Annotated in this window: 21 protein-coding genes; 19 read left to right on the top strand and 2 right to left on the bottom strand. The window is 66.1% G+C overall.

Going from position 1 to position 23,219, the window contains the following annotated elements:
* The first annotated feature begins 76 nt into the window (after positions 1-76).
* The 7 genes from AC1RTC_RS07805 (at position 77) to AC1RTC_RS07775 (ending at position 8,621) form a co-directional block, all read left to right on the top strand.
* On the top strand, positions 77-1,258 hold the full coding sequence (locus AC1RTC_RS07805; RefSeq protein WP_493154945.1) for a peptidoglycan DD-metalloendopeptidase family protein: 1,182 nt from the start codon (positions 77-79) through the stop codon (positions 1,256-1,258).
* On the top strand, positions 1,258-3,240 hold the full coding sequence (locus tag AC1RTC_RS07800; protein ID WP_493154944.1) for a bifunctional copper resistance protein CopD/cytochrome c oxidase assembly protein: 1,983 nt from the start codon (positions 1,258-1,260) through the stop codon (positions 3,238-3,240). Before AC1RTC_RS07805 ends, AC1RTC_RS07800 begins: the two co-directional genes overlap by 1 nt.
* A gap of 112 nt (positions 3,241-3,352) precedes the next feature.
* A complete protein-coding gene (locus tag AC1RTC_RS07795) occupies positions 3,353-4,156 on the top strand; it encodes a hypothetical protein (RefSeq protein WP_493154943.1) in 804 nt (267 codons plus the stop codon).
* Positions 4,153-5,676 (top strand): apolipoprotein N-acyltransferase, encoded by a 1,524-nt coding sequence (gene lnt / locus AC1RTC_RS07790; RefSeq protein WP_493154942.1) that lies wholly within the window; start codon positions 4,153-4,155, stop codon positions 5,674-5,676. Before AC1RTC_RS07795 ends, lnt begins: the two co-directional genes overlap by 4 nt.
* Before the next feature lie 7 nt (positions 5,677-5,683).
* On the top strand, positions 5,684-6,037 hold the full coding sequence (gene cmtR / locus AC1RTC_RS07785) for a Cd(II)/Pb(II)-sensing metalloregulatory transcriptional regulator CmtR (protein ID WP_493154941.1): 354 nt from the start codon (positions 5,684-5,686) through the stop codon (positions 6,035-6,037).
* Positions 6,034-8,091, top strand: coding sequence for a heavy metal translocating P-type ATPase (locus AC1RTC_RS07780; RefSeq protein WP_493154940.1), 2,058 nt, complete (start codon positions 6,034-6,036; stop codon positions 8,089-8,091). Before cmtR ends, AC1RTC_RS07780 begins: the two co-directional genes overlap by 4 nt.
* On the top strand, positions 8,088-8,621 hold the full coding sequence (locus AC1RTC_RS07775; protein WP_493154939.1) for a signal peptidase II: 534 nt from the start codon (positions 8,088-8,090) through the stop codon (positions 8,619-8,621). The genes AC1RTC_RS07780 and AC1RTC_RS07775 overlap by 4 nt, the downstream gene beginning before the upstream one ends.
* A 50-nt stretch (positions 8,622-8,671) precedes the next feature.
* Here AC1RTC_RS07775 and AC1RTC_RS07770 read toward each other — a convergent pair whose 3' ends face one another.
* Entirely contained in the window at positions 8,672-9,238 is a 567-nt protein-coding gene (locus AC1RTC_RS07770) for a helix-turn-helix domain-containing protein (protein ID WP_493154937.1), read from the bottom strand.
* Between the two features lie 104 nt (positions 9,239-9,342).
* Between AC1RTC_RS07770 and AC1RTC_RS07765 the strand changes: the two genes are divergently transcribed.
* The 5 genes from AC1RTC_RS07765 to AC1RTC_RS07745 all read left to right on the top strand — a co-directional run bounded on the left by AC1RTC_RS07765 (position 9,343) and on the right by AC1RTC_RS07745 (position 14,253).
* Positions 9,343-9,552, top strand: coding sequence for a helix-turn-helix transcriptional regulator (locus tag AC1RTC_RS07765; RefSeq protein WP_493154936.1), 210 nt, complete (start codon positions 9,343-9,345; stop codon positions 9,550-9,552).
* A 719-nt stretch (positions 9,553-10,271) separates the two neighbouring features.
* Positions 10,272-10,922 carry a ParA family protein gene (locus AC1RTC_RS07760; protein WP_493154935.1) on the top strand — a complete coding sequence of 217 codons (651 nt, stop codon included), beginning with the start codon at positions 10,272-10,274 and terminating at the stop codon, positions 10,920-10,922.
* Between the two features lie 167 nt (positions 10,923-11,089).
* A complete protein-coding gene (locus AC1RTC_RS07755; RefSeq protein ID WP_493154933.1) occupies positions 11,090-11,335 on the top strand; it encodes a hypothetical protein in 246 nt (81 codons plus the stop codon).
* 381 nt (positions 11,336-11,716) lie between these two features.
* Complete coding sequence (locus AC1RTC_RS07750) at positions 11,717-12,388, top strand: hypothetical protein (protein WP_493154931.1); 672 nt, start codon at positions 11,717-11,719, stop codon at positions 12,386-12,388.
* Positions 12,385-14,253, top strand: a complete 1,869-nt coding sequence (locus AC1RTC_RS07745; RefSeq protein WP_493154930.1) for a type IV secretory system conjugative DNA transfer family protein — start codon at positions 12,385-12,387, stop codon at positions 14,251-14,253. The genes AC1RTC_RS07750 and AC1RTC_RS07745 overlap by 4 nt, the downstream gene beginning before the upstream one ends.
* A 2-nt stretch (positions 14,254-14,255) precedes the next feature.
* Here AC1RTC_RS07745 and AC1RTC_RS07740 read toward each other — a convergent pair whose 3' ends face one another.
* On the bottom strand, positions 14,256-15,143 hold the full coding sequence (locus AC1RTC_RS07740; RefSeq protein ID WP_493154928.1) for a DNA-processing protein DprA: 888 nt from the start codon (positions 15,141-15,143) through the stop codon (positions 14,256-14,258).
* Between the two features lie 339 nt (positions 15,144-15,482).
* On the opposite strand from AC1RTC_RS07740, the gene AC1RTC_RS07735 reads away from it, so the two are divergent.
* The 7 genes from AC1RTC_RS07735 to AC1RTC_RS07705 are packed head-to-tail and all read left to right on the top strand — an operon-like array spanning position 15,483 to position 23,132.
* Complete coding sequence (locus tag AC1RTC_RS07735) at positions 15,483-16,604, top strand: ParA family protein (RefSeq protein WP_493154927.1); 1,122 nt, start codon at positions 15,483-15,485, stop codon at positions 16,602-16,604.
* A 20-nt stretch (positions 16,605-16,624) separates the two neighbouring features.
* Positions 16,625-16,942 (top strand): hypothetical protein, encoded by a 318-nt coding sequence (locus AC1RTC_RS07730; protein ID WP_493154926.1) that lies wholly within the window; start codon positions 16,625-16,627, stop codon positions 16,940-16,942.
* Positions 16,943-16,951: 9 nt separating this feature from the next.
* Positions 16,952-17,626, top strand: a complete 675-nt coding sequence (locus AC1RTC_RS07725) for a hypothetical protein (protein WP_493154925.1) — start codon at positions 16,952-16,954, stop codon at positions 17,624-17,626.
* Positions 17,626-18,984: a hypothetical protein gene (locus AC1RTC_RS07720; RefSeq protein ID WP_493154924.1), complete on the top strand. Its 1,359-nt coding sequence runs from the start codon at positions 17,626-17,628 to the stop codon at positions 18,982-18,984. Before AC1RTC_RS07725 ends, AC1RTC_RS07720 begins: the two co-directional genes overlap by 1 nt.
* Positions 18,981-20,648 carry an SCO6880 family protein gene (locus tag AC1RTC_RS07715; RefSeq protein WP_493154922.1) on the top strand — a complete coding sequence of 556 codons (1,668 nt, stop codon included), beginning with the start codon at positions 18,981-18,983 and terminating at the stop codon, positions 20,646-20,648. The genes AC1RTC_RS07720 and AC1RTC_RS07715 overlap by 4 nt, the downstream gene beginning before the upstream one ends.
* Positions 20,645-22,090, top strand: a complete 1,446-nt coding sequence (locus tag AC1RTC_RS07710; protein WP_493154921.1) for a putative type IV secretion/conjugal transfer ATPase — start codon at positions 20,645-20,647, stop codon at positions 22,088-22,090. The genes AC1RTC_RS07715 and AC1RTC_RS07710 overlap by 4 nt, the downstream gene beginning before the upstream one ends.
* A 4-nt stretch (positions 22,091-22,094) precedes the next feature.
* Positions 22,095-23,132 (top strand): hypothetical protein, encoded by a 1,038-nt coding sequence (locus AC1RTC_RS07705; RefSeq protein WP_493154920.1) that lies wholly within the window; start codon positions 22,095-22,097, stop codon positions 23,130-23,132.
* Positions 23,133-23,219: the final 87 nt, after the last annotated feature.

Raw genomic sequence — 23,219 nt, 5'->3', positions numbered from 1 at the left:
CCGTGCTGATCGGCATTGGCGTCTGGGCGCACATCATGTTCCGCAACTACGACAAGCGGTTCGACAAGTGAACGGCATGATGCGCGGCCTCGTGGTTGCGGCCGTTGCGCTTCTGATCGTGACGACCGGCATCGTCGGCGCCCCGTCGGCCAGTGCCGACGACTATCCGACGTGGGATGACGTTGCTGCCGTTCGAGGTGACGAGGCAGCGACGCTGCAGAAGATCGCCGAGATCGAGGGGCTGGTCTCGGGGCTGCAAAGCGCGGCGATGATCGCGCAGCAAGAGTCCGACGCCAAGGCGGCCGTCTGGGTAGAAGCCGATACACAATTCCAAGAGGCCTATAGCCGCACCCAAAAACTGCTCGCCCAGGCCGACGAAGCTAGCGCAGTGGCCGCCGAGTCTGCGCGCCGAGCAGGGCAGATCGCGGCCCAAATGGGCCGGGCTGGCGGTGGCGACATCACCCTGATGTTGTTCTCAGATTCGATTAACGCCGACTCCCTCCTCAACGCACTTGGACTGTGGTCCAAGGTGGGCGAACAGGCTGGCCGCATTTCCGACAAGGCCATCCAGGACCGCAACACCGGCCAGGCACTCACGGACCAAGCCGAAGTTGCACAGGACCAACTCGAGCAACTGAAAGCGGAGGCAGAGTCGGCGTTCCTTGCCGCGCAGAGTGCGGCGGCCGCCGCCCAGGCCGCTCTTGACGCGCAGCTAGCCAATCAGGCGACCCTGCAACAGCAACTCGCGGTGCTCTCCGAAAGGCGGACCGCCACAGAGGCGGACTACCTCGCGGGCGTAGAAGCCCGAATCGGGAGCGGTGCAAGCCTCGACGCAGGCGAGATCAGCCTCGCTGGGTGGGCCCGGCCCGCATCCGGGTACATCAACTCCGTCTACGGCTGGAGCGCACAGTACGGCTCAAGCTTCCACAAGGGCGTCGACCTGGGTGCCGGCTGCAATCAGAACATCTACGCGGGATCCAGCGGAACCGTCGTCTATGCCGCGGGCGGCTGGAACGGCGGGTACGGAAACTACATCATCATCGACCACGGCAACGGCGTCCAGACTGCTTACGCTCACATCATCGAGGGCGGGATTCTCGTATCCGCTGGCCAGCAGATCGTGGTCGGCCAAAACATCGCACGGGCAGGAACAACAGGCAACTCCACGGGCTGCCACCTTCACTACGAGGTTCGACTGGACGGGGTCACCACCGACCCCGTCCAGTACATGGCCGACCGCGGAATCCAGGTCGGATGATGACGCTGCGTATCGTGGGGCCAGCGCTGCTCGTGGCGATCTCGACCGCAGCGCTACTACTCGCTCTCGCGTTCGGCGGCGGGGCGGACGCACCCCTCCTTCTGGACCCGGGCGCCGCAACGCGCTACGGGCTACCGGCCGCCAAGATGGTGGTCAACCTCGCGAGTGCCCTGACCATTGGGTCCCTGCTGCTGGCCTGTCTTGCGCTTCCACCACGTTCCCCTGCATTTGCCAAGGCTCTCGACGTCGCATCGACCTCCGCCGCCATATGGACAGTGGCGGCGGGCGCTACCGGCTTCTTCAGTTTCATTAGCGCGTACAACCAGCCCGTCACCTTCGATGCGACGTTCGGCAACATCCTTGGCATGTTCCTGACGTCCACTGAGCTGGGCCAGGCGTGGCTGGCGACTGTTCTCATCGCCGCAACCCTCACCGTCGCCTGCTTCGCGGTCCGCAACTTGACGGCAATTGCCGCTCTCACGGCTGTAGCGGTGGCGGGTCTCGTCCCTATGTCCCTTCAGGGCCATCAGGGCGGAACCGCCGACCACGACTCGGCGACGATGGCGGTTTTCCTCCACGTACTCTTCGCCGGCGTCTGGCTAGGCGGGCTGCTGACTATCGTGATCGTCCACCGCACCCTCGACCGGTCGGCGCTTGTGGTACTCCTCCGCCGCTACTCCACCATCGCCCTCATGTGCTTCCTCGCCGTCGCGGCCTCCGGATTCTTGAGCGCCCAGACTCGTCTCGACGGATGGGAGACTCTCGCCTCTCCCTATGGCGCGCTAGTCATTGTGAAGGCGGTCGCGCTGATCGCGCTTGGCGTGCTCGGGGCCATCTGGCGACGCGCGGCCATTAGCCGATCGCTCTCATCGACGCGATGGTTCTGGGGCATCGTCGGCGTGGAGATCACGTTCATGGGCATCGCCTCCGGTGTGGCGGCAGCCCTCGCGAGAACGCCGACACCCGTACCCGAATTCGTGCCCAGCATTCCCACGCCCGCAGAGATTCTTACTGGAAGCCCACTTCCGCCACCCCCCACATTCGCGACCTATTTCACGCTGTGGAACTTCGATCTGCTCTGGATACTGATCTGCGCCTTCGCGATCTTCTTCTACCTTGCCGCCGTCGTGCGGCTCAAGCGACGCGGTGACAGCTGGCACTGGTACCGCACGGCTCTATGGATCGCGGGAATCGGGCTCCTGTTCTACATCACCAACGGCGGGGTCAACCTGTACCAGAAGTACCTGTTCTCCTCGCACATGCTCGGGCACATGGCGTTGGGCATGGTCGTGCCGATACTTCTGGTGCCTGCGGCACCGATCACACTCGCACTCCGCACGATCACCAAGCGCACCGACGGCAGCAGAGGTCCGCGGGAATGGATCATGCTCGCGGTGCGCTCCAAGCCATTCGAGATCGTGGGAAACCCTCTCGTGGCGGCCGGTCTGTTCGTCGGATCGCTCTGGGCCTTCTACTACACGCCACTTTTCGACTGGGCGACCTCCAACCACATCGGCCACCAATGGATGGTCGTGCACTTCCTGCTGACTGGATACCTGTTCGTCCAGTCGCTCATCGGGGTCGACCCGTCACCCCACAGAGCGCCCTACCCGATCCGACTCCTCACGCTGCTGGCCACGATGGCGTTCCACGCATTCTTCGGACTCGCGCTGCTGAGCGGCACAGCGCTATTGCTACCCGATTGGTACGGGGCGATGGGCTGGCCTGCGATCGACGCTCTGGCCGATCAACAAGCTGCAGGCGGAATCGCCTGGAGCGTTGGAGAGATCCCCACCGTCGCCCTAGCGATCATCGTCGTGTTCCTGTGGTCTCGCAGCGACGGGCGTGAAAGCAAACGCTACGACCGCCAAGCCGATCGGGACGGCGACGCCGAACTCGAAGAGTACAACCGGATGCTCTCCGCCCGCGCAGCGGCGGCAATCGCCGCCCGCCCCAAGCTTCCGGGGCGCCGAGATGAGTAGATCGGCGCGCATCGGCAGCCTCGACGAGCTCCGGAGATGGTTGCGGACCTCGCCCAAGCTGGACGAACTCATCGCCCGCTACCCGTCTGAGTGGGCGCGTGCGCGCGCCGACATGATCGCCGCAACCAAGTCCGGCACCACGTCGTCCCTCATTTCCAGCATCTCGAGTGTGCAGGGCCAGCCCCGAGATCGGCTCAAGCCAGAGCGCCAACAACTCGCCGAGCTCGTGCACGGCCAGATGATCCTGCGCGCCCTGCGCGCGGCGGGACTACAAGCAGAGACTGGCGTTGACAGCGGAACGGTGAAGTTCAACTGGCTCGATGGAACCATCCTCCAGCGCCTCTTCTTCTCAGAGGGACTTACTCGCAAGCCCGCATCGATGACTTTCTACGCTCTGGTGTGGCCGCTGGTCCGGCAACGTCGGCGGCTCCTTCCCCTGGTGAGGCCTCAGGGAATCTACTGCTTCTACTCTCAGCGACTCATCCGCGAGATTGCCACCCTCGCGCAGGGACATCCCGTCCTCGAGATCGCCGCAGGCGATGGAACGCTGGCACGATTCCTGCGCGATGCCGGGGTTCAAACGCGAGCGACCGACGATTTCAGCTGGGCAAGCTCGATTGAGTATGCCGACGATGTCGAACGGATGGGCGCGCTGGCGGCGCTGCGACGTATTCGACCCACCGTCGTGATCTGCTCTTGGCCGCCCCCGGGCAATGCGTTCGAGCGAGCTGTCTTCTTCACGCCCTCCGTCGAACGGTACATCGTCATCACGAGTGCCAACTCCCGGGACGCCAGCGACTGGCAGAGCTATCTGACCCAGCAGTCCTTCGACATGCTCGAGGACGACAGGCTCAGCCAGATGGTGCTCCCGCGAGGGACAAGTCGCGTCCTCGTCTTCACCAGGCGGGCGAAGTGATCCCGCTGTGGGCGGCTATCCCGCTCGCCGCCTCGGGCGGCATCGTTCTGGACGCCGCCTTCCCAGACCGCGGCTGGTGGCCGCTCGCCTTCGTCGGCATCGGGCTGATCCTCGCGGCGCTCATCGGCCGCCGACTGGCGGCTGCATTCTTCGTCGGGCTGGTCGGAGGCGCGGCGTTCTACCTCATCCATATCGAATGGGCGTCGTCGTTCCTGGGACCGGTGCCCATGGTCGCACTGGTGGCCCTGCAGTCGCTCCTGTTCGGTGCCGGCGGGGCGTCCATCGCGCTTGCTTATCGGCTGGTGCCGCTGGCCTTCCGAGCTGGCGCCGGGCGCAGTTGCCTGCTCCCGGCCACCGTTGCCGGCTTGTGGAGCCTCCGCGAAGCCATCGTTAGCACGTGGCCCTACGGCGGATTCTCGTGGGGACGAGTGGCCATGTCACAGTCCGACAGCCCGATCGCTTCCCTGTTCAGCTGGCTGGGCATCTCCGGGGTGAGCTTCGCCATGGTCCTGCTGGTTGCCATCACAATCGAGGCAATACGCCATCACGGCGCACAGCCCCTGACCCGGGCACTGCCACCCATTGCCCTTGCCGCGGCGATGGTGGGAATACCGAGCTGGCCGAGTCCAGTCACCGGAACGCTGCGAGTCGCCGCCGTCCAAGGCAACGGCGCCGCCGGCTACTTCGACTCACGAGCACCCGGCGACCTCACCGCCGCCCAGCTCGACGCCACCAGGCCGCTCTTCGGAGCGCCTGTCGACGTGGTGGTCTGGCCGGAAGGGTCCACCGACCGCAGCCCGCTCACGGACCCGTACACCGCCAGGGTGTTCGACGAAGTCTCCCGGGAGATGAACGCACCCTTCCTCGGCTGGGCCGTCACCGAGCGCGGAGACCGCACCTACAACACCGAGATCCTCTGGACAGCGCAGAACGGCGCTACCGATCTCTACGACAAGAAGCACCCCGTGCCGTTCGGCGAGTACATCCCCGATCGAGCGTTCTGGCGACCCTTCGCCCCGGACCTGATAGACCTCGTGCAGCGCGACTACACGCCGGGAAGCACCGACCCGATTTTCGACATTGGTGGAGTGCTCGTGGGAGTGAACATCTGCTTCGACATCGTGGATGATCGGGTGCTGCGCGCCTCCGTGCTCCAAGGTGCCCAAGCGATCATCTCCTCATCCAATAACGCCGATTTCGGAAAGTCCGACCAGAGCGCACAACAGCTCGCCATCGCGCGAATACGTGCGCTGGAGCTCGGGCGCTCAGTGGTCAACGTCTCCACAGTCGGGCTGACCGCGGTCATCGGCCCGGACGGGCAGATCCTGCAACGGCTCCCATGGTTCACGGCCGCAAGGCTCATCCAGGACGTTCCCCTTGTCGAAACCACAACGCCGGCTGCGGCATTCGGGGGCCAAATCGAGCTCGCCGCTTCCGGTCTGGCACTTGCGGTGCTCGCCGGGTCGTTATTCCCTCACCCGAGGAGAACGCATCCTGTTTGGTCAGTCAACACTGTATAGTCATCGAATGCTGACCAGTGCCACACGTCTCGACGTCATGAATCGACTAGGTCGGGCGATGGCCGACCCCACCCGCTCACGTATCCTCCTCAGCCTGCTGGAGGGCCCCGGGCACCCGGCGGAACTGTCCCGCGAACTGAACCTCACCCGCTCCAACGTGTCCAACCACCTCGCTTGCTTGCGCGGATGCGGCATCGTGGTTGCTACCCCAGAGGGCCGGCAGACCCGCTATGAGATCGCCGACGCTCACCTGACCCGGGCACTGGCTGCGCTTCTCGAGACGGTACTTGCTGTCGACGACGGGTTTGAATGCACAGACGAAAACTGCGACGTCCCACTGTGCTGCGGGGTCGGCGCATGAGCCGAGAATGCTGCGGTCCGGACGAAAGCTCTGAACCCCGGAACATCGAGCTCACTCCTCGTAGGTCCGATTCCGCCCCCGTCGAGCAGCGCGAACCCCACGACGACTCAGACGAACATCAGGACGACGACGAGCACGACCACGGCGCCAGCGAGGAGCTCGGTCCTTGGTGGGGAGACCGGAATTTGCTGCTTCCTATAGGCTCTGGCCTTCTCCTCGCGATCGGATACGGCCTCGAGTGGTCTGGCGTGGGGATCGCCGCAAGCATCGTCCTGGGGCTCAGCCTCATCGCCGGTGCGCTGACCTTCGTCCCCAACGCCATCCGGAGGCTGATCCGACGCAGACTCGGCGTGGGCCTACTCATGACGATCGCCGCCATTGGCGCCGTGCTACTCGGACAGGTAGGCGAGGCGGCCGCGTTGGCCTTCCTCTTCTCCATCGCCGAAGCGCTGGAAGACCGAGCAATGGACAAAGCCAAGACCGGCCTGCGGGCGCTTCTCTCGCTCATACCGGACACCGCCGTCATCTCGAAGATCGCGGGGAACGTCACCATCCCCGCGAGGGATCTTCGGGTGCTGGACATCCTGGTCATCCGCCCCGGCGACAGGGTCGCCACAGATGGTGTCGTGGTCACTGGGCGAAGCAGTATCAACACGGCTGCGGTGACCGGAGAATCCATCCCCGTCGAAGTCGGTGCGGGCGACGCGGTTCCCGCTGGCTCGATCAACGGCAGTGGTGCGTTGCAGATCGAGGCAACCGCCGACGGTCGTGACAACTCACTGACGAAGATCGTCGAGCTGGTCGAGCAGGCGAACTCCCGCAAGGGGGAGCGGGCGCGGCTCGCCGATCGGATCGCGAAGCCGCTCGTGCCGGCCGTTCTCGTGCTGGCCGGCCTGGTGATCGTCTTCGGATTCCTCGTCGGCGACCCGCTGACCTGGACGGAGCGAGCGCTGGTTGTGCTCGTCGCCGCGTCTCCATGCGCCCTGGCGATCGCGGTCCCCGTGACGGTGATCTCCGCCATCGGTTCAGCCAGCAAAATCGGAGTCGTCATCAAATCCGGGCAGGCCTTCGAACAGCTTGGCACTATCAGGACCGTAGCCTTCGACAAAACGGGGACCCTCACCCGCGGGCGCCCCGAAGTAGTGACCGTGACCAGCGTCGGCGATTACGAGAGCGCGCACGTCATCAGCATTGCGGCCGCACTCGAGGCGCACAGCACACACCCGCTCGCCGCCGCGATCATCGCATCAGCCACCACGACCGCCGACGTAACTGACGTCGCCGAGGAACCTGGTCGCGGACTGACAGGATATGTCGAGGGCAAGCGCGCCCGTGTCGGCAGCCCGCGATGGGTGGCCGCCGGCGAGCTTGCCGAAGAGGCGACTTGGCTCGAAGACGAAGGCATGACAGTAGTCGTCGTCGAGGTCGACGGTAGCGCCATCGGGATCATCGGCATACGCGACGAGTTGAAGCCGGAGGCGCGGGAAACCGTGCAGCAGCTCGCTGCAGCAGGCATCAAGAGCGTGATGCTCACTGGCGACAACGATCGGACCGCGGGCGCACTAGCGGCCCAAGCGGGCATCACCGATGTGCGAGCACAGCTCCTTCCTTCCGACAAGGCTGCGGCAATCGAGAGCCTTTCCGCAGGTCAGCCCACCGCGATGATCGGCGATGGCATCAATGACGCCCCTGCCCTCGCGGCTGCGGATGTTGGAATCGCCATGGGCATCACCGGATCCGACGCCGCGATCGAGTCGGCATCAGTCGCGTTCACCGGAAAAGACCTGCGTCTGCTGCCCGCTGCCTTCCTGCATGCTCGTCGAGGGCGAAGGATCATGACCTCAAACATCGTCCTCTCGCTGGCCATCATCATCGTGCTGCTCCCTCTCGCACTCCTCGGCATCCTCGGCCTCGCAGGTGTCGTGCTCGTCCACGAGATCGCGGAGGTAATCGTGATCTTGAACGGCATCCGCGCGGCGCGTCGACCACGGCTGGATACCGCGATCGTCCGCCCCGCCGGGACGGAGGCCGCTCTCACGCGGACGGCGCAGTGACCGATCTGCAATCTCCGCCCAAGCCCAGCGCGAAGTCGCGACTCGCGCTGGGCGGCACGGCGATCCTGGTGGTCGCGGCAGCACTGGCGACTGACCGGCTAAGTAAGGCATGGGCGCTCGGCGCGCTGGCGGATGGCGAGACGGCGCCCCTGCTGCCTGGGGTCCGTCTTCAACTGGCGTTCAACCCCGGAGCAGCCTTCGGGATGGGCGCCGACTCCGGGCCCGTGATGGCAGTCGGAATCCTGGTGATCCTGCTCGCCCTGAGCTCCTGGATCTATTGGGGCATCTCCCGTGGAAGACCTCGCTGGTCACTCCTGCTCCTGACCGCCGCGGCAGCCGGAGGCTGGGGCAACATGTACGACCGGATATCGCGAGCCGACAGGGTCCCACTATCCGGCACGGTGATCGACATGATCGCCGTCGACTGGTTTGCGATCTTCAACGTCGCCGACATCTTTGCGGTCGTTGGCATCGTCGCGTGGGCCGCTCTGCATCTGACGGGGCGCGGAGCGACAACTGGCGCGCGGTGACCGAAACCATGAACGCGCACCGAAAGACACTCCCCGGCCGAATGACGGGCCTAGAAAGGCCATCCAGCCGAGCGCAGGAAGGCAGCGATTCGTTCGACCTCGCGTTCAGATTGTTCAAGACGATCCGCGGTTGACCGGAGGTAGGTCGAGTCCTCGTCGACGATGGTCGTCCGTTCAAGATCAAGCGCAATACGCAAGCGGGCGGTCTCGCTCATTCGCGCCCTCCACTCCCGGAGCGCTTGAAGTTCGGTGATCGAATTGCGCTCATCCAATGACGATGGAACATGTGCTCCGTCGGGCACGCTCGACACCCACGCATCGAATTCCGCGACCGTCATAGAGTCGAACGCTGCACTCAGGCCGGACAGATCGAGGGCACGGTCGGGTGATCCCAAGGGTACAAGAAGGTAGCTCAGCGGCATCTTCAACGCCATGGCGATATTGAGCAGTTGCGCTACGTCAATAGCAGCCTTGCGTCCGAGCTCGATGTTTTCAATCGTGGACTGGGTGGGCACGCCACCTATAGCCTCCGCCAGTTCGCGGGCACTCAGGCCTCGAGCCTTCCGCGCAGCTTGAATTCTTTCGCCGAGTGACGGCGCAGTCCGGTAATCCGTCATTTTGGCAGGATACTCGGCAAATCTCTTGCGAAAACAACGAGAATCCATTACCGTCAAAACAACGAGAAACAGCCCATGTATCTCGTGAATAGACGGGAGTGATCATGGAAGACGATTTCATTCAGCCTGCCGCGGTAAGCGAGATGACAGGCATGTCCACCGGCGCCTTGGCGCAGCTGCGCTACACCGGCACTGGTCCGAGGTTCTACAAGCCGACGCCGAAAACCGTGCTGTACAAGCGCTCGGAGGTCGTCGCCTGGGTCGAGGCCAGCGCTCACGAGAGCACGTCGCGAGCCACTCCGAGCTTCGCCTGACGGTGATGGGGTTGTACGCCGCGAAGAACGCCGTGCTGGTGGCCATGAGGCTGCAGCTGGGCAACACTGCTGCGCGCTTACTCAACCACATGGCCCTCGAGTGCTGGGACGAACCGCGCGGCGAGCAGGCCGCGCGACGCTACTTCGCCGGCCGAGAATCCTCCGCGATAGCTCTCGGATTCGGCGCTCCCGAGAACGCGAGCGAGGCCGCACATCGTGCCGTGAAACGCGCGATCAAGGAGCTAATCGATCGTGGAGCCATCTGTCGAGTGCGTCTCGGCGGTCGCGGTGAGACATCCGAGTACGAGCTGCTGCTCGACAGTTCACGACCCCAAGTGCCTCGCCGGGGTGCTGATGAGCCGATCCCGTTCCCCTCTCAGGGGGCGACTGATTGGTCCCCACAGAGGGCCAATTTCTAGGCCCCTTAGGGGACCGAAAAGTTGTCGATTAGGGGACCACTGAGTGGCCCCGTTAACAGGAAGAACAGGAATGAACAGAACAGGACCAGTACGCGCGAGGCGCGGGATGCCGGATGTTCGTGAGTTCGTGTCTGCGGTTCTTCCGATGTCACGAATTTCCGAAGTTCGGGAGCAGGGTTTCTCTCTTCCCTTAGTCCCGAACTTCGGATCCCCCGTAGAACCGCAGTTACAGACAGCGGAACTTACAGAGTCCGGAACGACCGGACTGTGGATGAAACGAACCTCGAAAGGACCGAAGTCATGAAGCTCGTAGCCGTCACCAACCAGAAGGGTGGTGCCGGGAAGACAACCACCACCATGAACCTCGCTGCGATCGCCGCCGAGAACTCACGCGTCCTCGTCGTCGACGTCGATCCCCAGCAGTCCACAACCTGGTGGGCATCCACCGCCGCCGACAACCTGCCGTTCGACTTCGCCGCCGACACCGACGCCACCAACCTCAGCCGCCTGCGCACCCTGCCGTTCGACGTGATCTTCGTCGACACCCCCGGCAACCTCACCGACTCCAAGATCCTCGCCTCGGTCCTGTCGGTGGCGGACTTCGCGATCATCCCCACCGAGCCGGAGGCGTTGTGCATCCCGCCGATGGTGCGCACGATCCGCACCCTGGTCGAGCCGTCCGAGACTCCCTACAGGGTGCTGCTGTCGAAGATCGACATGCGCGTGCCGGGCCAGCTCGAGGATGCCGAGGCCCTCGTCGACAGCCTCAAGCTGCCGCGCTTCAACCGGGCGATCCGCAAGTACAAGGTCCACTCCGACGCCCCCATCGAGGGCAAGGTCGTGACCCAGTACGTTGAGTCGCGGCAGACCGCGAAGGCCATCGACGACTACCGCGCAGTGGCCCTGGAGCTCATGACCATCTGGGCGCACGCACGTGAAGGCGCAGCCTGATGGCACGCCAAAGCCTCGGCGATCTGCTGGGCAATCTCGACGAGAAGCCGACTCCTGACGGCGTCGCTACCGAGGCGCACGAGCCGGAGCCAGCGCGGCCTGCTAGGCCGCTCGAAGCCGGCCCGAAGGTCGCGCGGACGAGAACCGTGCGACCCTTACCGAGTCCAATGAGCAGCGACGGGGCCGACCTGCCGACCTACCTGCGCCTCGTCCGCAAGGAGACCCGGCTGCGCGACGACCAGCAGAACCAGCTCACCGTCGAAGCCCGGCGACTCAACCGTGCGAGGGCGGCGGGAACCCCGCGCATCACCGACAACACCCTCATCCGCATCGCCGTCGACCTGCTCCTGGATCGCGTCTCACGAGCCTCCGGCGACGACGAGGCGGGCATCCTTCGAAGCCTCAAGCAGTGATTGAGACGAATTCAATGTTTGATCTGCGACACGCGCACGAGCGTTCTACCCCCATGCGGGGGTGCCTGCCTAGCGTGCATGAAGGTACTCGTTTGGGTACTCACCTGTCGCGAGTACCCAAACGAGTACCTAAGGCCTGTTTTTCCCTGTCCCACCGCCACTTCCTGGCAGGGCCAGCTTCCCAACCTCCCGCACCCAACAAGTTGTCCACGGGAGGTTGGGAAGTAAAGAAGTGGCGGTGGGACAGGGAAAAACAAGAAACAAGAAAATGCAAAAAGCAAGACAGACAGAACGCACGGAACGCAGGGAGTCGAGGTCGAAGTAGTGGTGCAGATCACGAGGCGAGACGACGAGATGTTGGAGTGGCTGGGCACTGTTCGGATGGCCGACATGGAAGCCATCCAGTGGGCGCTGGGAGCCCTCAACGGTTTCGGTGGACCGGCAGGTCGACGTGTCGCGCAGCGATGGGTTTCGCGCATGGTCGACCTGGGGCTGGCGAACCGCGAGCGGCTCACGTACCAAGAGGGTCAGGTCGTGTGGGCCACCCACGCAGCGGTCGGGAGGACCGCCCCCAACCTGTACCGGCAGACCACCCGCCACGAGCTAGCCGTCGCCGCCGTGTCGGCCCGTTACCTTGCTCGCGGGTACGAGTGGTTCCGGGATCGACGGCCGATGTCGCTGCAGGATCACCAAGTCGATGGGGTCGCTGTGAAGGGCGACGTGGTCGAGCTCATCGAGGTCGAGCTGACCGCGAAGAAGCTCGCGCGGTACAAGCTCATCCATAATCACCACGGCCAGCGGATGGCCACCGGGGGAGTGTCGCGGGTCGTGTATCTCTGCACGAAGGACGCGGCCCGCGTCGTGGCGAAGGAGGCCGACAGGTTCATCTTCCGCGCCCAGCGGCACCGCCTTGTCGCACTTCCGGTGTTCGACGTGAAGGGCAGGTGGATCGGCAACGACACCGACCTCTGGGAGGGCGTGCCCGAGCCGGTCAGCAATGCCGGGGAGATCCCGACCCCGCACCTGTGGGAGCGGGAGGAGGTGTCCTCATGACCGACAAGCGCACGACCCCGATGCCGTCCTCCGACCCGATGGGCGATGCGCTGTCTCGTCTGCTTGGTGCTGTCCTTGTCGTGTTGGTCGCCCTGTCCGCTGCGCCATTTCTGATTCCGATGGCGGCCAACCGGCTGGTCCCGGACATTATCGCGACGAAGACGCGATTCTGGATGGTCCACCGCTGGCATTGGATCGCCAACGTCGTCGGTATCCTCCTTGTGGCCGCACTGGTCACGGTGGAGGTCGTGCTCTTGACCGGATGGGTCGAGTCGGGTGAGGCGCGCGAGTTTGCCGAAGGGGATTGGGTCGGGGAGCTGCTGCCGACCTTCGGCGGGTGGCTGATCCTGAACCTGCTTTCCGGCGTGCTGCTGCTGCCGGTCGTGTGGTCGCACCGCCGTCGCACGATCGCCGAGCGCGTCCGCACCCGCCGCATCACTAACGTGCTCGTGCAGGAGCGCATCGAGTCCGCCCGCAAGCGCGCCGCGGACGCGGCCGCGGCGCGCCGCATCGGGGTCAAGCTCGATACCAACACCGGCCGGATCACCGGCACCACCGCAGACGTTCTCACCGTCCCCCACGAGGTGGCCGGTCGGCAGTCGTTCGGGTTCATGAACCTCGCCACCATCCGACTGCTCGCTGACCGCTTCCATGACTCCCGCTCGGTGCGCGACTGGGTCGACCCGACCGGGCAGTTCCTCATGCTGCCGGAGACGTCATCTGCGGTGCGGGCACTGATCGTCGCGGAGTCCGGCTCCGGCAAGACCGTCCTCATCAACGGACTCGTGCTCTGCGCCCTCGAGTCCGGATGGCCGGTGTTCGTCCTTGACGCCAAGGGCGACCCGGCCGACGCCGAACACCTGACAGCCCTTGCCCGCAGCCACGGTCACAGCGCGGTGATCGCCGAAGGGTGGGATCTGTTCAACGGAACCGCTGAGCAGGTCACCGCGAAGCTCATGCGGCTCATGCCGCCGGCGGACGGCGCCAACCAGCACTACCTCGACGAGATCCGCGGATGCCTGCAAGCCGTCCAGGACGTTGAGCCGATCCGCAGCGTCGCCGACTTGCGCGAGCGGCTGAGCAATCCCGGACCGCACGTGCGCGATCAGTTCGACTTGATGATGGTCAACACCGCGGTCGACCGCAACGGCACCACCGCCGGCTTGCGTGCGTTGCATTCGCTGCTGGTGGCTCTTCGTCCGATCGAGCGGTACATCGACGAGCGCGGCTGGTCCTACGGCAACGCCCCGGCAGACGTCACGATGGTGCCGCTGTCTCCGGTCGATGACGCGCAGGCCAAGCTCGGCGACCTGCTCATGCTCGACCTGCGCAACTTCCTCGCCGCACGACTGACCGCCCGCGATAAGTCGCCGGTCGTCGTGATCGTCGACGAGTTCCCACAGCTCGTCACCGCGGGCCAGGACCCCGGCGACACCGCGGGCTCGCTCTTCGAGACCGCCCGCTCCGCCGGAGTTGGTCTCGTGCTGGCCACGCAGAGCCCCGCCGGGCTGTCGAACGATGAGACCCGCAGGCGCCGCGCCCTGACTTCCGGTGCCGCGTTGATCTTCGGTCGGTCGAAAGACCCCGAGGATGTCGTCAAGTACGCCGGGACCGTCCTTCGGATGGAGGCATCGACCCAGTCGGGCGGCGATGCCCAGGGCACGGCCCGTGCACAGCACACGTTCGTGATCCCGCCGCAGGACGTCCGCGAAGCCGCAGACGGCGCTTTCTGGATGGTGCAGGCCGGAGCGATCGCCGCGTTCCGTGCCCTCCCACACGCGACGATCACGGTCACCCCCGCACTCCCTGCCGAGCCGACGTCGGACGCGGTCGAGGAGCTCGAGGTAGCGGAGGTGACCCCGTGATCTCAGCGCAGGCGGTCGGCGTCCTTGATCGACGTCACCAGGGACACATGATGCTGCTGGGCCAGCCAGTGGCATCCGGCGCTGAAGGGCGACGTGATCGGACCCGGCACCACACCCACGGGCCGGTCCATGGCGTGGGCTGCCTCGGCGGTACGCAGCGCACTGGAGGACAGGCCGGCCTCGACGACGATCGTCTTCACCGCGAGGGCAGCGAGCAGGTACTTCGCCCGGCGCTGCGCACGGACCGTCAGCTGCCCGGTCGGCGGGAGCTCACTGACGGCGACGCCCTTCGTCACCGCGGTGCGAACACGTTCGAGGGATGCTGCGGCGACGGTAATACCGCGACCCTTCATCGCATCAGCGGAGCGCAGGACAAGCTGGTCGATGCCGGCCCCGGCACCGGCGGCGACAACCCAGCCGCGGCAGGCGAGGCCGGTACCCAGCTCGATGCCCATGTGGATGCCGTACCTGGTGGGGCTCGCGGTGCCGGTGATCGCGACGGCCGGGTTCAGAAGGATGCCGGGGTCGCCGTGCACCCACAGCAGTTGGGGAGCAAGCCCGCGCAGGGCGTCGAGCTGTGTCGGCCACAGCTCGCACTGCGGGGTCAGGATCCCGAACCCGTGACGCTTGGTTTCCTCGAGCACCCGGCCAACCCGGTGGGCGGTCGCGAACGCGCGGATGCGCTGCCGCACCAGGTTCGACAGCGCGGCGGGAGCATCCTCACCGTCGTGGACCGCAGCGACGAAGTCGGCAGCACCGCCGAAGGTCTGGATGCCGACGTTCACGGAGGGTTCTCCGCTGACCCCGGCGCAGGCCAGGGCCACTCGCGCGGCGGTGTCATCGTCAACTCGCAGGGAGGTGGACGGAATGGTTGAGCTACGGCTGGTCATGGTCATGCAGTCCTCTCAGATCGATCGTTTTGTTTGCCTTCCGGCAGAGAGATCGAGTGCGAGGAGACGAGGCGCAGTGCGCAGAATTTCGGGCGAAGTAAGCCCGCAGGGCGCGTCAGAAAATCTGCGAACGCAGCAGAGGACAGAGCTACGATCGGCAGCCGGAAAGTTCAAACAAACAACCAAGGTCATCGCCGCGAAGCGGCTCCCCTTACGGTGCCGACCTGTCGGCGCTCATCACGCGAAGCGCCCGACGCCCACCTCACTTCCGCGACCCGCACCCGACAGCCGCACCTTCCACCCGGACCAGGACGCACAACACGGAAAGGAATCGCGCCCATGACAACCACCACCCCCACTCGCACCGACGGCCCCGCCTTCGCCGGAGCCGCACGCGCCGCCTCCTACGTCGAAGGCCGGGACGCCCCGGCGGTCGCGGTGGCCGCTCCGTCGGTCCCGCCCGCCGCACCCCCGGTCGAACCCGAGCCGATCCCCGACGCCACCGCATCGGTCGAGCTCGAGCAGGACGACATCGACCTCGGAGCCCTCTCCGTCGCTGCCCCTGCCCGCACAGCCCAGAAGGGACTGCGCGGGCTGCTGACCAAGGTCGGTGTGAAGGTCGCGCCTGGTGCTGCCGAGGCCGCCGCGATCGTAGCCGGCGAGCAGCTCGCCGGGTTCGAGGAGACCATCCGGCAGGCGACGTGGACGCGGGCCGTGTCCGTGCTCGTGGCCAACCCGAAGGGCGGGGTCGGCAAGACCCCCACCTCGCTGATGCTCGGCGGCACCATCGCCGCCATCCGCGGCGGATCGGTGTGCATCATCGAAGTCTCCGACGACCCAGGGGCGCTGACCTTCCGCAGCGAGGGCTCACCCAACCGTGGGCTCGGCGAACTCGTCGCCGACGCCGAGCAAATCCGCTCCGCCGGACAACTCGCCGGCTATACGGCACCCCAGTCGTCGTTCGCGGCCGTCATCGGCTCCGTCGGATGGCGGCCGCGCCTCGACGACACCGCCGTCAACAGCATCGTCAAGGTCGTCGACGACTATTACGCGGTCCGCGTCATGGACTCCGGCAATCAGCCCTCGTCGCCGGCCTTCGGTGCTGCGGTGATGTCGGCCGACGTGCTCGTCGTTCCGATCTTCGACGCCGGCGACGCAGCCCTCGAGGCCGCGCAGCTGCTCGAGGGACTGAAGGCTGCAGGAGGTCGCGCGGGCGAGCTCGCGGCGAACGCGATCGTGCTGCGACTGCATGACGGTCGACCGGAGCACCCGCAGGTCGTCGCTCGGGTCGACCGCATCCTCAGCTCCCACGGGATCACGCACCAGCACTCGATCCCGTTCGACGCCCACATCGCCGAGCGCGGCCAGCTCACCCTGGCCAAGCTCGCCCCGGCCACCCGGCACGCCCTCACCGGCGCTGCCGCCGACGTGGTCCGCACACTCCAGAACACCGCACGCTGAACCGAAAGGACTAACCAACCATGAGCATCATCGGCACCCTCGCGATCCTCCCCATGATCGACAACCCCCTCGACGGGATCCTGCCCGACTTCAGCATCTTCGGCCTCGAGTTCACCCAGCTGTGGCAGAAGATCCTCGGCGGCCTCTGGGCGCTGGCGATCATCGCAGCCATCATCTTCGTCATCATCGGCGTCGGGAACATGGCCGTCGCCACCAGCGGCAGCAACCCCGCCGCCTACAAGGACGCACGCACCCAGGCGATGTGGGCGGGCATCTCCCTCGGCGTCCTCGCCGCTCTCGCCGTGATCGTGGGCGCGATCCTGTCGGTATTCGGGTAGGGATAGAAGATGCGAGCACAAGCAACGCGCCCCCGGCGCATCTGGCCCTGGATCCTCCTCGCCCTCATCGTCATCTCGGCGATCATCGCCGCACTGACCGTGCTGGTCTGGAACCCGGGCGGATCCCAGCCGACCGCGAGCCCGACGGTGACCGTTTCGGGCTCGCCGGGGCCGGACGCCGAACCCACCGGATGCCTCGGCGGGTCAGAGCGCGACGCAGCCATGGTGCTCGCAGCCCAAGCGGCAGCGCCGCACACCTCCAACGGAGCGATCGAGGTCGCGACTGCCTTCGTGCGCTGGCTCAACCAGTACCCCTACCCCGCCACATCGGACTTCGCGACTATCGAGGAGAACGGACTTGCCTCGAATGCGCCGACGAAGGACATCGCGGGGTTCTTCGCTGGTAACCCGAACCTCTCTGGTGGTCTCGTGCCTGACGGCACCGACTACTACCTATCAACGCTTCCGGGCGTCTACTACCTCGAGGCCACTGCCTCCGATGACGTCACTGCGTCCATCGGCACGGCGCTGGTGATCGATGGCGAACTGAGTTCGACCCTCAAGGGGTCCATCACAGTCACCATGAAATGGGAAGACGACAGCTGGAAGTTCGTGAGTTCCCAAGGAACTCGGTCGACCGAAGAGCTCTACTCGATCGGACGGCCTTTCTCAGGAGGTTGCTAATGGCACACTTCGAAGACGGTGACGATGCCGGAGGGATCGGCTCCATCATCGGCGGACTTGGCGACGTGATCAACGGATTCACGGGCGCGGTGTCCTACTGGTCGGACCCGTGGGGCAACACGTTCAAGGCGCTGCAGGATGCCGCCAAGGGGTTGAGCAAGGACGTGCTCCCGGCTCTCACGGACGCCACTCTACCGGACCTCTCGACTGACTGGTTCCTCCGGGCGTACGCGATCTCGTTCGCCGGGGCAATCTTCGTCGCCGTAGCCCTCCTGATCCCCCAGATACTCCGGACAGCCCGCGGCGCCCAAGCAGGCCGCGACCTCGTCGAGTCAGTCGGGCTCTACTTCGGCCTCTTCCTCATTGGCGCGATGTTCGGGCCGGCGCTGGGGATGATGCTCGTCAATTTCTTCCACGCCCTCTCCAATGACGTCGTCGAATGGGGGCTGCGAGGCACGGTCTCGGGCGTGATCGGCGACTTCCAGACGATGATCTCCGAGGCCGACCCCGTCGGCATCACAGGCGGCCTACCCATCGCGGTGCTGCTGATGCTCTGCATGGTCGTCGGGCTACTGCTGGTCTTCGCAATGCTCGTCGTGCAGCTCGTCACCCTCTACTTCACCGGGGTACTCCTGCCACTCGGGCTGGTGTGGATCATCGACCCAGGTAAGCGCGGCTTCGGGACGAAGATCGTGTCGGTCTGGATCGGCATCCTCGCCGCCCACCCGCTGCTGTTTTTCCTGCTCGGGTTCTCGTTCGTGATGATGGCCAACTCGGTGGCAACCTTCGGCAACAACCTCAACCTCCACTCGCTGGTACAGCTCAGCGTCGCGGTCATTGCCCTCTTCCTGGCGGCGTGCTCGCCGCTGCTTCTGATGAAGCTCGCCCCAGTCATCCCCAATGGCTTCGGCGGAACACGCGGACCCGCGGTCGCCGCCGGTTCCATCGGCCCGCAGAACATGAGCGAGGCCACGGCGCGCTTCGACCGCGGTGCCTCCTCAGGGCGCGGTTCGAGGGGCGCATCCACGAGTGCCGCGCCGAGCTCCGCCAGCGCGGCCGCCCCTGAAGCCGAGGGGATGAGCATGGCTGGTGCTTCGGCCGCCCGAGCCGGTGCCAGCGCCGGCGGTGCAGCAGCATCCGCTGGAGCGGCTGAAGGCGCCGCGGCCGCGAGCGGCGGACTGGCGGCTGCCGGTGCCGCCGAGACGGCGACGGGGGCTGGGGCCGCGATCGGCATTCCCACGCTTGTGCTGGCTGCGGGCGTGACCGCGGCGTCGAAGGGCGTGAAGTTGACGGAAGCAGCGGGCCGGCAGGCCACCGCAGCACTGGATGATTCGACGATCGGAGCAGAGCGACCATGACCGAGACGCAAACGCGGGCGACCGTCCGCTACCTCGGCGGCGAGACCGGGCACCGCTCGTTCTTCGGCGGGACACACTCCCGTAGCCGGATCATCCTCCTCGGCGTCTTCATTGTGTCCGGGCTGATTTTTACTCCGCTGATCGGGTGGCCGGGCCTCGTTGTCGGGGTCGTCGGATCTGGGGTCACGCTCCTTGTCACGACCCGCACGCACCGCGGCACGATCATGGAACGTCGCACGCGCCGCAACCGTTGGAAGGAGCGCGTGTCCTCAGGGGTCGACGCATTCGTCCCCTACGACATCGCAGCATGGGACCAAGCCGAGCAGGCGCTTCGCGATGCCCGGCACCTGCGCGGTCGCGCCCGCCGCGACGCGACGTGGGAGGCGCAGCGAGTGCTGACCGCGATGCGTTCCAACCCTGACGGTGCTGACGGGATGGGGTGGCTGCAGCACGGCCGCGGCGAACCCGGCATCGGCTGGCATGCTCCCACCGGGGAAGCCCAGTATCTGTCAGTGACGTTCGTAGTCACCGGGCAATTGCGCGGCATCGAATCCACCTCCGTCATGACCCGAGCCGCCGAGGGGTGGGGCACGTTCCTCGCCAATAGGGCTGCTGCCTCGAACCTCGTCGGCAATGTGCAGACCATGACCCGAGTCCTGCCGGCCGATACGGCGATGCAGGAGTACTGGGTTTCCGGCGCCCTCGACCCGGCGGCGCCTGCCGAGGCGGTCGCGTCCTATGAGGAGGTGCTGCGGCTGACGGGGGAGGACGCGATGGTGCAGCGGCACTTCATCATCATCAGCTGGCCGGTCAACCAGAGCTTCGCCGATGCCGCCGCCAAGTACGGCCCCGCCCGCGACGGGTGGCGCGGACTCATGGCGCAGGAGATCGCCTCGACCCTGCGCGGGCTCGAGGACGCACGCCTGGGCACCGTGGAGGTGCTCACCGCACGGCAGACCGTCGCAGTGATGCTGCACCAGCAGAACCCGTCACGTCCAATCGACTTCGTCGCCGACGTCGACCCCGCCCACATGGGCATCACCTCCCACGACGAGTTCTCCGCACACGTCGTGCAAGGCATCGACCCGATCGCCGGACTTCCCGTGGAGTGGTGGCACCGTACGGCGGCGATCCGCGCGGACGCGATGGCCACCGCACCTCGCACCCAGCTGTGGCTCCTGGACCTGCTGATCGGCCGGGACATGCAGTTCATCCGATCGGTGTCGTTCCACATCCACCTCATCCCCGCCAACGACGCCAAAGCCGCAGCACGTCAGGACCTCGTGCGCGACCAAGCAGAAGCCTTGTCGCGACACGAGGCGGGCAAGTTCGACACCGACGACACGGACGTTGCCATGTCGGCCGCGCAGCGACGTCGCGCGGACCTGACCGCCGGCTCCCACCACCACGGGGCCGAGTGGGTCGGCTACATCACCATCTCCGCGAGGGACCGGGACGAGCTCGCCCGCTTCTCTCGCCAGCTCGAGGAGACCTGCGCGGGCTCCGCCGGCATCGACCACCTCGACTGGCAGGACTCGTTCCAGTCCGCCGCCTCCGGCACCACCTGGCCCATCGGCCGCGGCCTCGCCACCGCGGGCCGGTCCATGTCATCCCGCCTCTACGCCAAACTCGCCGGCCGCACCGAGAAGGAGTCCATCTCATGACCGACCTCAAGCCCGCCCGCTCCAAGCTCTGGGACGCACCCATACTCCGAGCCTTCGCGCCACCCGCCGAACCGACGGCCGAGGGCACTGAAACCCCGGTCGAGATCACGCCGTGGGGGCAGCCCGGAACGCGACTGCGGATGAAGCCGGGCGCGGCAGCTCGCGGCCAATACGCGCCCGCCATCCAAGGCGCACCATCGACGACACGTCAGGCAGAGATCCTCAACACCGCCCTCATCGGCCCGCCCACAGGAACGACCGGCGTGGTCACGGGCCGCGACGTACTGTCGCGGACCTCCATCGCCCACGACCCGATCACCGCCTACAACTCCACACCGCGCGAGGTGTCATCGCCGAACGTCATCATCATGGGCGACGTCGGCGCCGGCAAGTCCACCCACACCAAGGCCAACCACGTCCTGCGGCCGCTGCTGCTGAAGAACCGCCGCTGCGTCGTCTTCGACAAGAAGGACCAAGCAGGGGAAGGCGAATACTCAGGCGTCGTGCGCCGCTACGGGTACGAGCCCATCAAGTTCAGCCCCGACGGAACCGGCACCACCCTGAACCTCCTCGACCCCACCATCCTCGAAGGCACCGGACTACAGGGACAGGCGCGGCTGCTGAACATCGTCACCCGCCTCGCCCGCGGCGACCAACAGCTCGACTCCTGGGAAGAAGAAGCCCTCAGGGCGGCGCTGCGGATGACCGTCGACAAGGTCGGCGACCACCGCGCTCCAGTCCTAGCGGACATCCTGCCCAACCTCGGCGACCTCGCCGACGACCCGGACTACCGAACTCTGTCAGACTCCGCCCGCGACGACCTCCACAAAGCCGGCCTCTCCGTCCGCTGGACACTCAACGGCCTCCTCGACGAATACGCCGGCCTCCTCGACGGCGAAACCTCAAGAGCCGTCGACCTCGCAGGCAAGCTCACCTCGTTCGACATCTCCCAACTGCCCGACGACGGCCCCGCGGTGCCGGTCGTCATGGCGATCGGCAACATGTGGATGCTCGGCCGCCTGCGCCGCGAACGCGGCTGGGCCACCACCGTCGTCTACGAAGAGGGATGGCACATGATCGGCGGCCCCGCAGCCGGCCTCATCAAAGCCAACCAAAAACTCTCCCGAGGCCTCGGAATCAGCAACGTCTTCGTCATGCACAAGGGATCCGACATCCCGACGGACTCACCCGGCATGGCCATCATCCAAGAAGCCCAGACCGTGTGCATCTACCGGCAGTCCCGCCCCGAGGACGCGACCTGGTGCCAGCAGACCTTCGGCCTCGCACCAGAAACCGCGGAGACCATCGAGAAGCTCCGCGACGGGCACTACATCTTCAAGTACGGCTCCCACCCGGAGACGCACGTGCAGCACATCCTCTCCAGCTGGGAAGCGCAGGTGACCAACACCGACGAGGCCCTCGCCGCCGCAGGGCAGCGATAGCCCCATGCTGCGCGGGATCGCCATCGGAATGACCGGGATCGTGCTGTCGCTCGTCGGCGCCGTCGTCATGTCCTCCGGCACCGGATGCTCCGCCAACCCCGTCGACGTCGACCAGGTCGCCGCCCTCGACGTCAGCGTCGCCGGCTACACCGGCGACCAGCTCGTCAACGCCGCCATCATCATGAACGCCGCCACCGCCCGCGGTCTCGGCCAGACCGCGCAGATCATCGGCGTCACTACCGCGATCGCCGAGTCCAAACTCCGCAACGCCACGGCCAGCGACAGCACGGGCGAGATTGGACTCTTCGCTCAGAGCGCCCAGTGGGGGAGTGCAGAGGAGCGACTGGACCCAGCTCACGCGGCGCTCCTCTTCTATGCGCAGCTCGAGCGCATCCCGGACTGGCAGACCAGCACGCCCGCCGTCGTCGCAACCCAGGCCACGGGCAACGGCAGCGCCGACTACACGGCAGCGCTGAAGCCGGCGACCGAGATCGTCTCCACCCTCACCCCGACCCAAGGCCAGGAATGCCAGGTGTCGGGCGACTCGCAAGCGCTAGCCCTCGAGCTCGTCCAACGCATGGACGACGGAACCTTCACCGCATTCACCGACCCCGAGCAGCAGATCCGCTGGATCGCTGCCGGCACCACCGTCCCCGACTGCGGCATCGACGTCCGCACCCTGCAGATCATCGTCCTCGCCACCCGCCAGTTCGACCGCGTCGGCGTCAGCTCCATCAACCGCCTCTGCACCCACGACGACGCCGGAGGCGGAACACTCCCACACGTGCGCGAGGGCGGCGGCAAGTCCGTCGACTTCTACATGCTCGACGCCCGGAGCCTCTCCGGCTCCGACGGCCTCACCCTCCGACTCATCGGAATGCTCGACCCGATCGTCCCGGCTGGATCCCGAATTGGGCAGTCCAACTGCCGCGCCAGCGACGGCGTCCCGCTGTCGCTACAGCACTTCACCCAGTTCATCGACACCTGTACCCACCTACACGTCGACTTCGCCGACACCGACGGCGTGCTTACCCTCGGCTAGGCGAAAGCGCGGATCAACGCCCGGCCGTCGCCGTCAGCACAAATGATGACATTAGCGACTGGAAGCTGCGGGTCAGTCCCCTGAAAC

This window comes from Rhodoglobus sp. GW821-FHT12B09 (assembly GCF_058809925.1).
The sequence above is the reverse complement of the archived record's forward strand: the minus strand, read 5'-3'. Positions and strand labels throughout refer to the sequence as shown.

What these genes read in the sequence shown, in the direction of transcription:
- AC1RTC_RS07735 (WP_493154927.1), top strand. Translation starts at nt 15,483, where the DNA reads ATGACAACCACCACCCCCACTCGCACCGACGGCCCCGCCTTCGCCGGA.
- AC1RTC_RS07800 (WP_493154944.1), top strand. Translation starts at nt 1,258, where the DNA reads ATGACGCTGCGTATCGTGGGGCCAGCGCTGCTCGTGGCGATCTCGACC.
- AC1RTC_RS07705 (WP_493154920.1), top strand. Translation starts at nt 22,095, where the DNA reads ATGCTGCGCGGGATCGCCATCGGAATGACCGGGATCGTGCTGTCGCTC.
- AC1RTC_RS07805 (WP_493154945.1), top strand. Translation starts at nt 77, where the DNA reads ATGATGCGCGGCCTCGTGGTTGCGGCCGTTGCGCTTCTGATCGTGACG.
- AC1RTC_RS07745 (WP_493154930.1), top strand. Translation starts at nt 12,385, where the DNA reads ATGACCGACAAGCGCACGACCCCGATGCCGTCCTCCGACCCGATGGGC.
- AC1RTC_RS07795 (WP_493154943.1), top strand. Translation starts at nt 3,353, where the DNA reads ATGATCGCCGCAACCAAGTCCGGCACCACGTCGTCCCTCATTTCCAGC.
- AC1RTC_RS07750 (WP_493154931.1), top strand. Translation starts at nt 11,717, where the DNA reads ATGGCCGACATGGAAGCCATCCAGTGGGCGCTGGGAGCCCTCAACGGT.
- AC1RTC_RS07730 (WP_493154926.1), top strand. Translation starts at nt 16,625, where the DNA reads ATGAGCATCATCGGCACCCTCGCGATCCTCCCCATGATCGACAACCCC.
- AC1RTC_RS07740 (WP_493154928.1), bottom strand. Translation starts at nt 15,143, where the DNA reads ATGACCAGCCGTAGCTCAACCATTCCGTCCACCTCCCTGCGAGTTGAC.
- AC1RTC_RS07755 (WP_493154933.1), top strand. Translation starts at nt 11,090, where the DNA reads ATGAGCAGCGACGGGGCCGACCTGCCGACCTACCTGCGCCTCGTCCGC.
- AC1RTC_RS07770 (WP_493154937.1), bottom strand. Translation starts at nt 9,238, where the DNA reads ATGACGGATTACCGGACTGCGCCGTCACTCGGCGAAAGAATTCAAGCT.
- AC1RTC_RS07760 (WP_493154935.1), top strand. Translation starts at nt 10,272, where the DNA reads ATGAAGCTCGTAGCCGTCACCAACCAGAAGGGTGGTGCCGGGAAGACA.
- AC1RTC_RS07765 (WP_493154936.1), top strand. Translation starts at nt 9,343, where the DNA reads ATGGAAGACGATTTCATTCAGCCTGCCGCGGTAAGCGAGATGACAGGC.
- cmtR (WP_493154941.1), top strand. Translation starts at nt 5,684, where the DNA reads ATGCTGACCAGTGCCACACGTCTCGACGTCATGAATCGACTAGGTCGG.
- AC1RTC_RS07725 (WP_493154925.1), top strand. Translation starts at nt 16,952, where the DNA reads ATGCGAGCACAAGCAACGCGCCCCCGGCGCATCTGGCCCTGGATCCTC.
- AC1RTC_RS07710 (WP_493154921.1), top strand. Translation starts at nt 20,645, where the DNA reads ATGACCGACCTCAAGCCCGCCCGCTCCAAGCTCTGGGACGCACCCATA.
- AC1RTC_RS07780 (WP_493154940.1), top strand. Translation starts at nt 6,034, where the DNA reads ATGAGCCGAGAATGCTGCGGTCCGGACGAAAGCTCTGAACCCCGGAAC.
- AC1RTC_RS07715 (WP_493154922.1), top strand. Translation starts at nt 18,981, where the DNA reads ATGACCGAGACGCAAACGCGGGCGACCGTCCGCTACCTCGGCGGCGAG.
- AC1RTC_RS07720 (WP_493154924.1), top strand. Translation starts at nt 17,626, where the DNA reads ATGGCACACTTCGAAGACGGTGACGATGCCGGAGGGATCGGCTCCATC.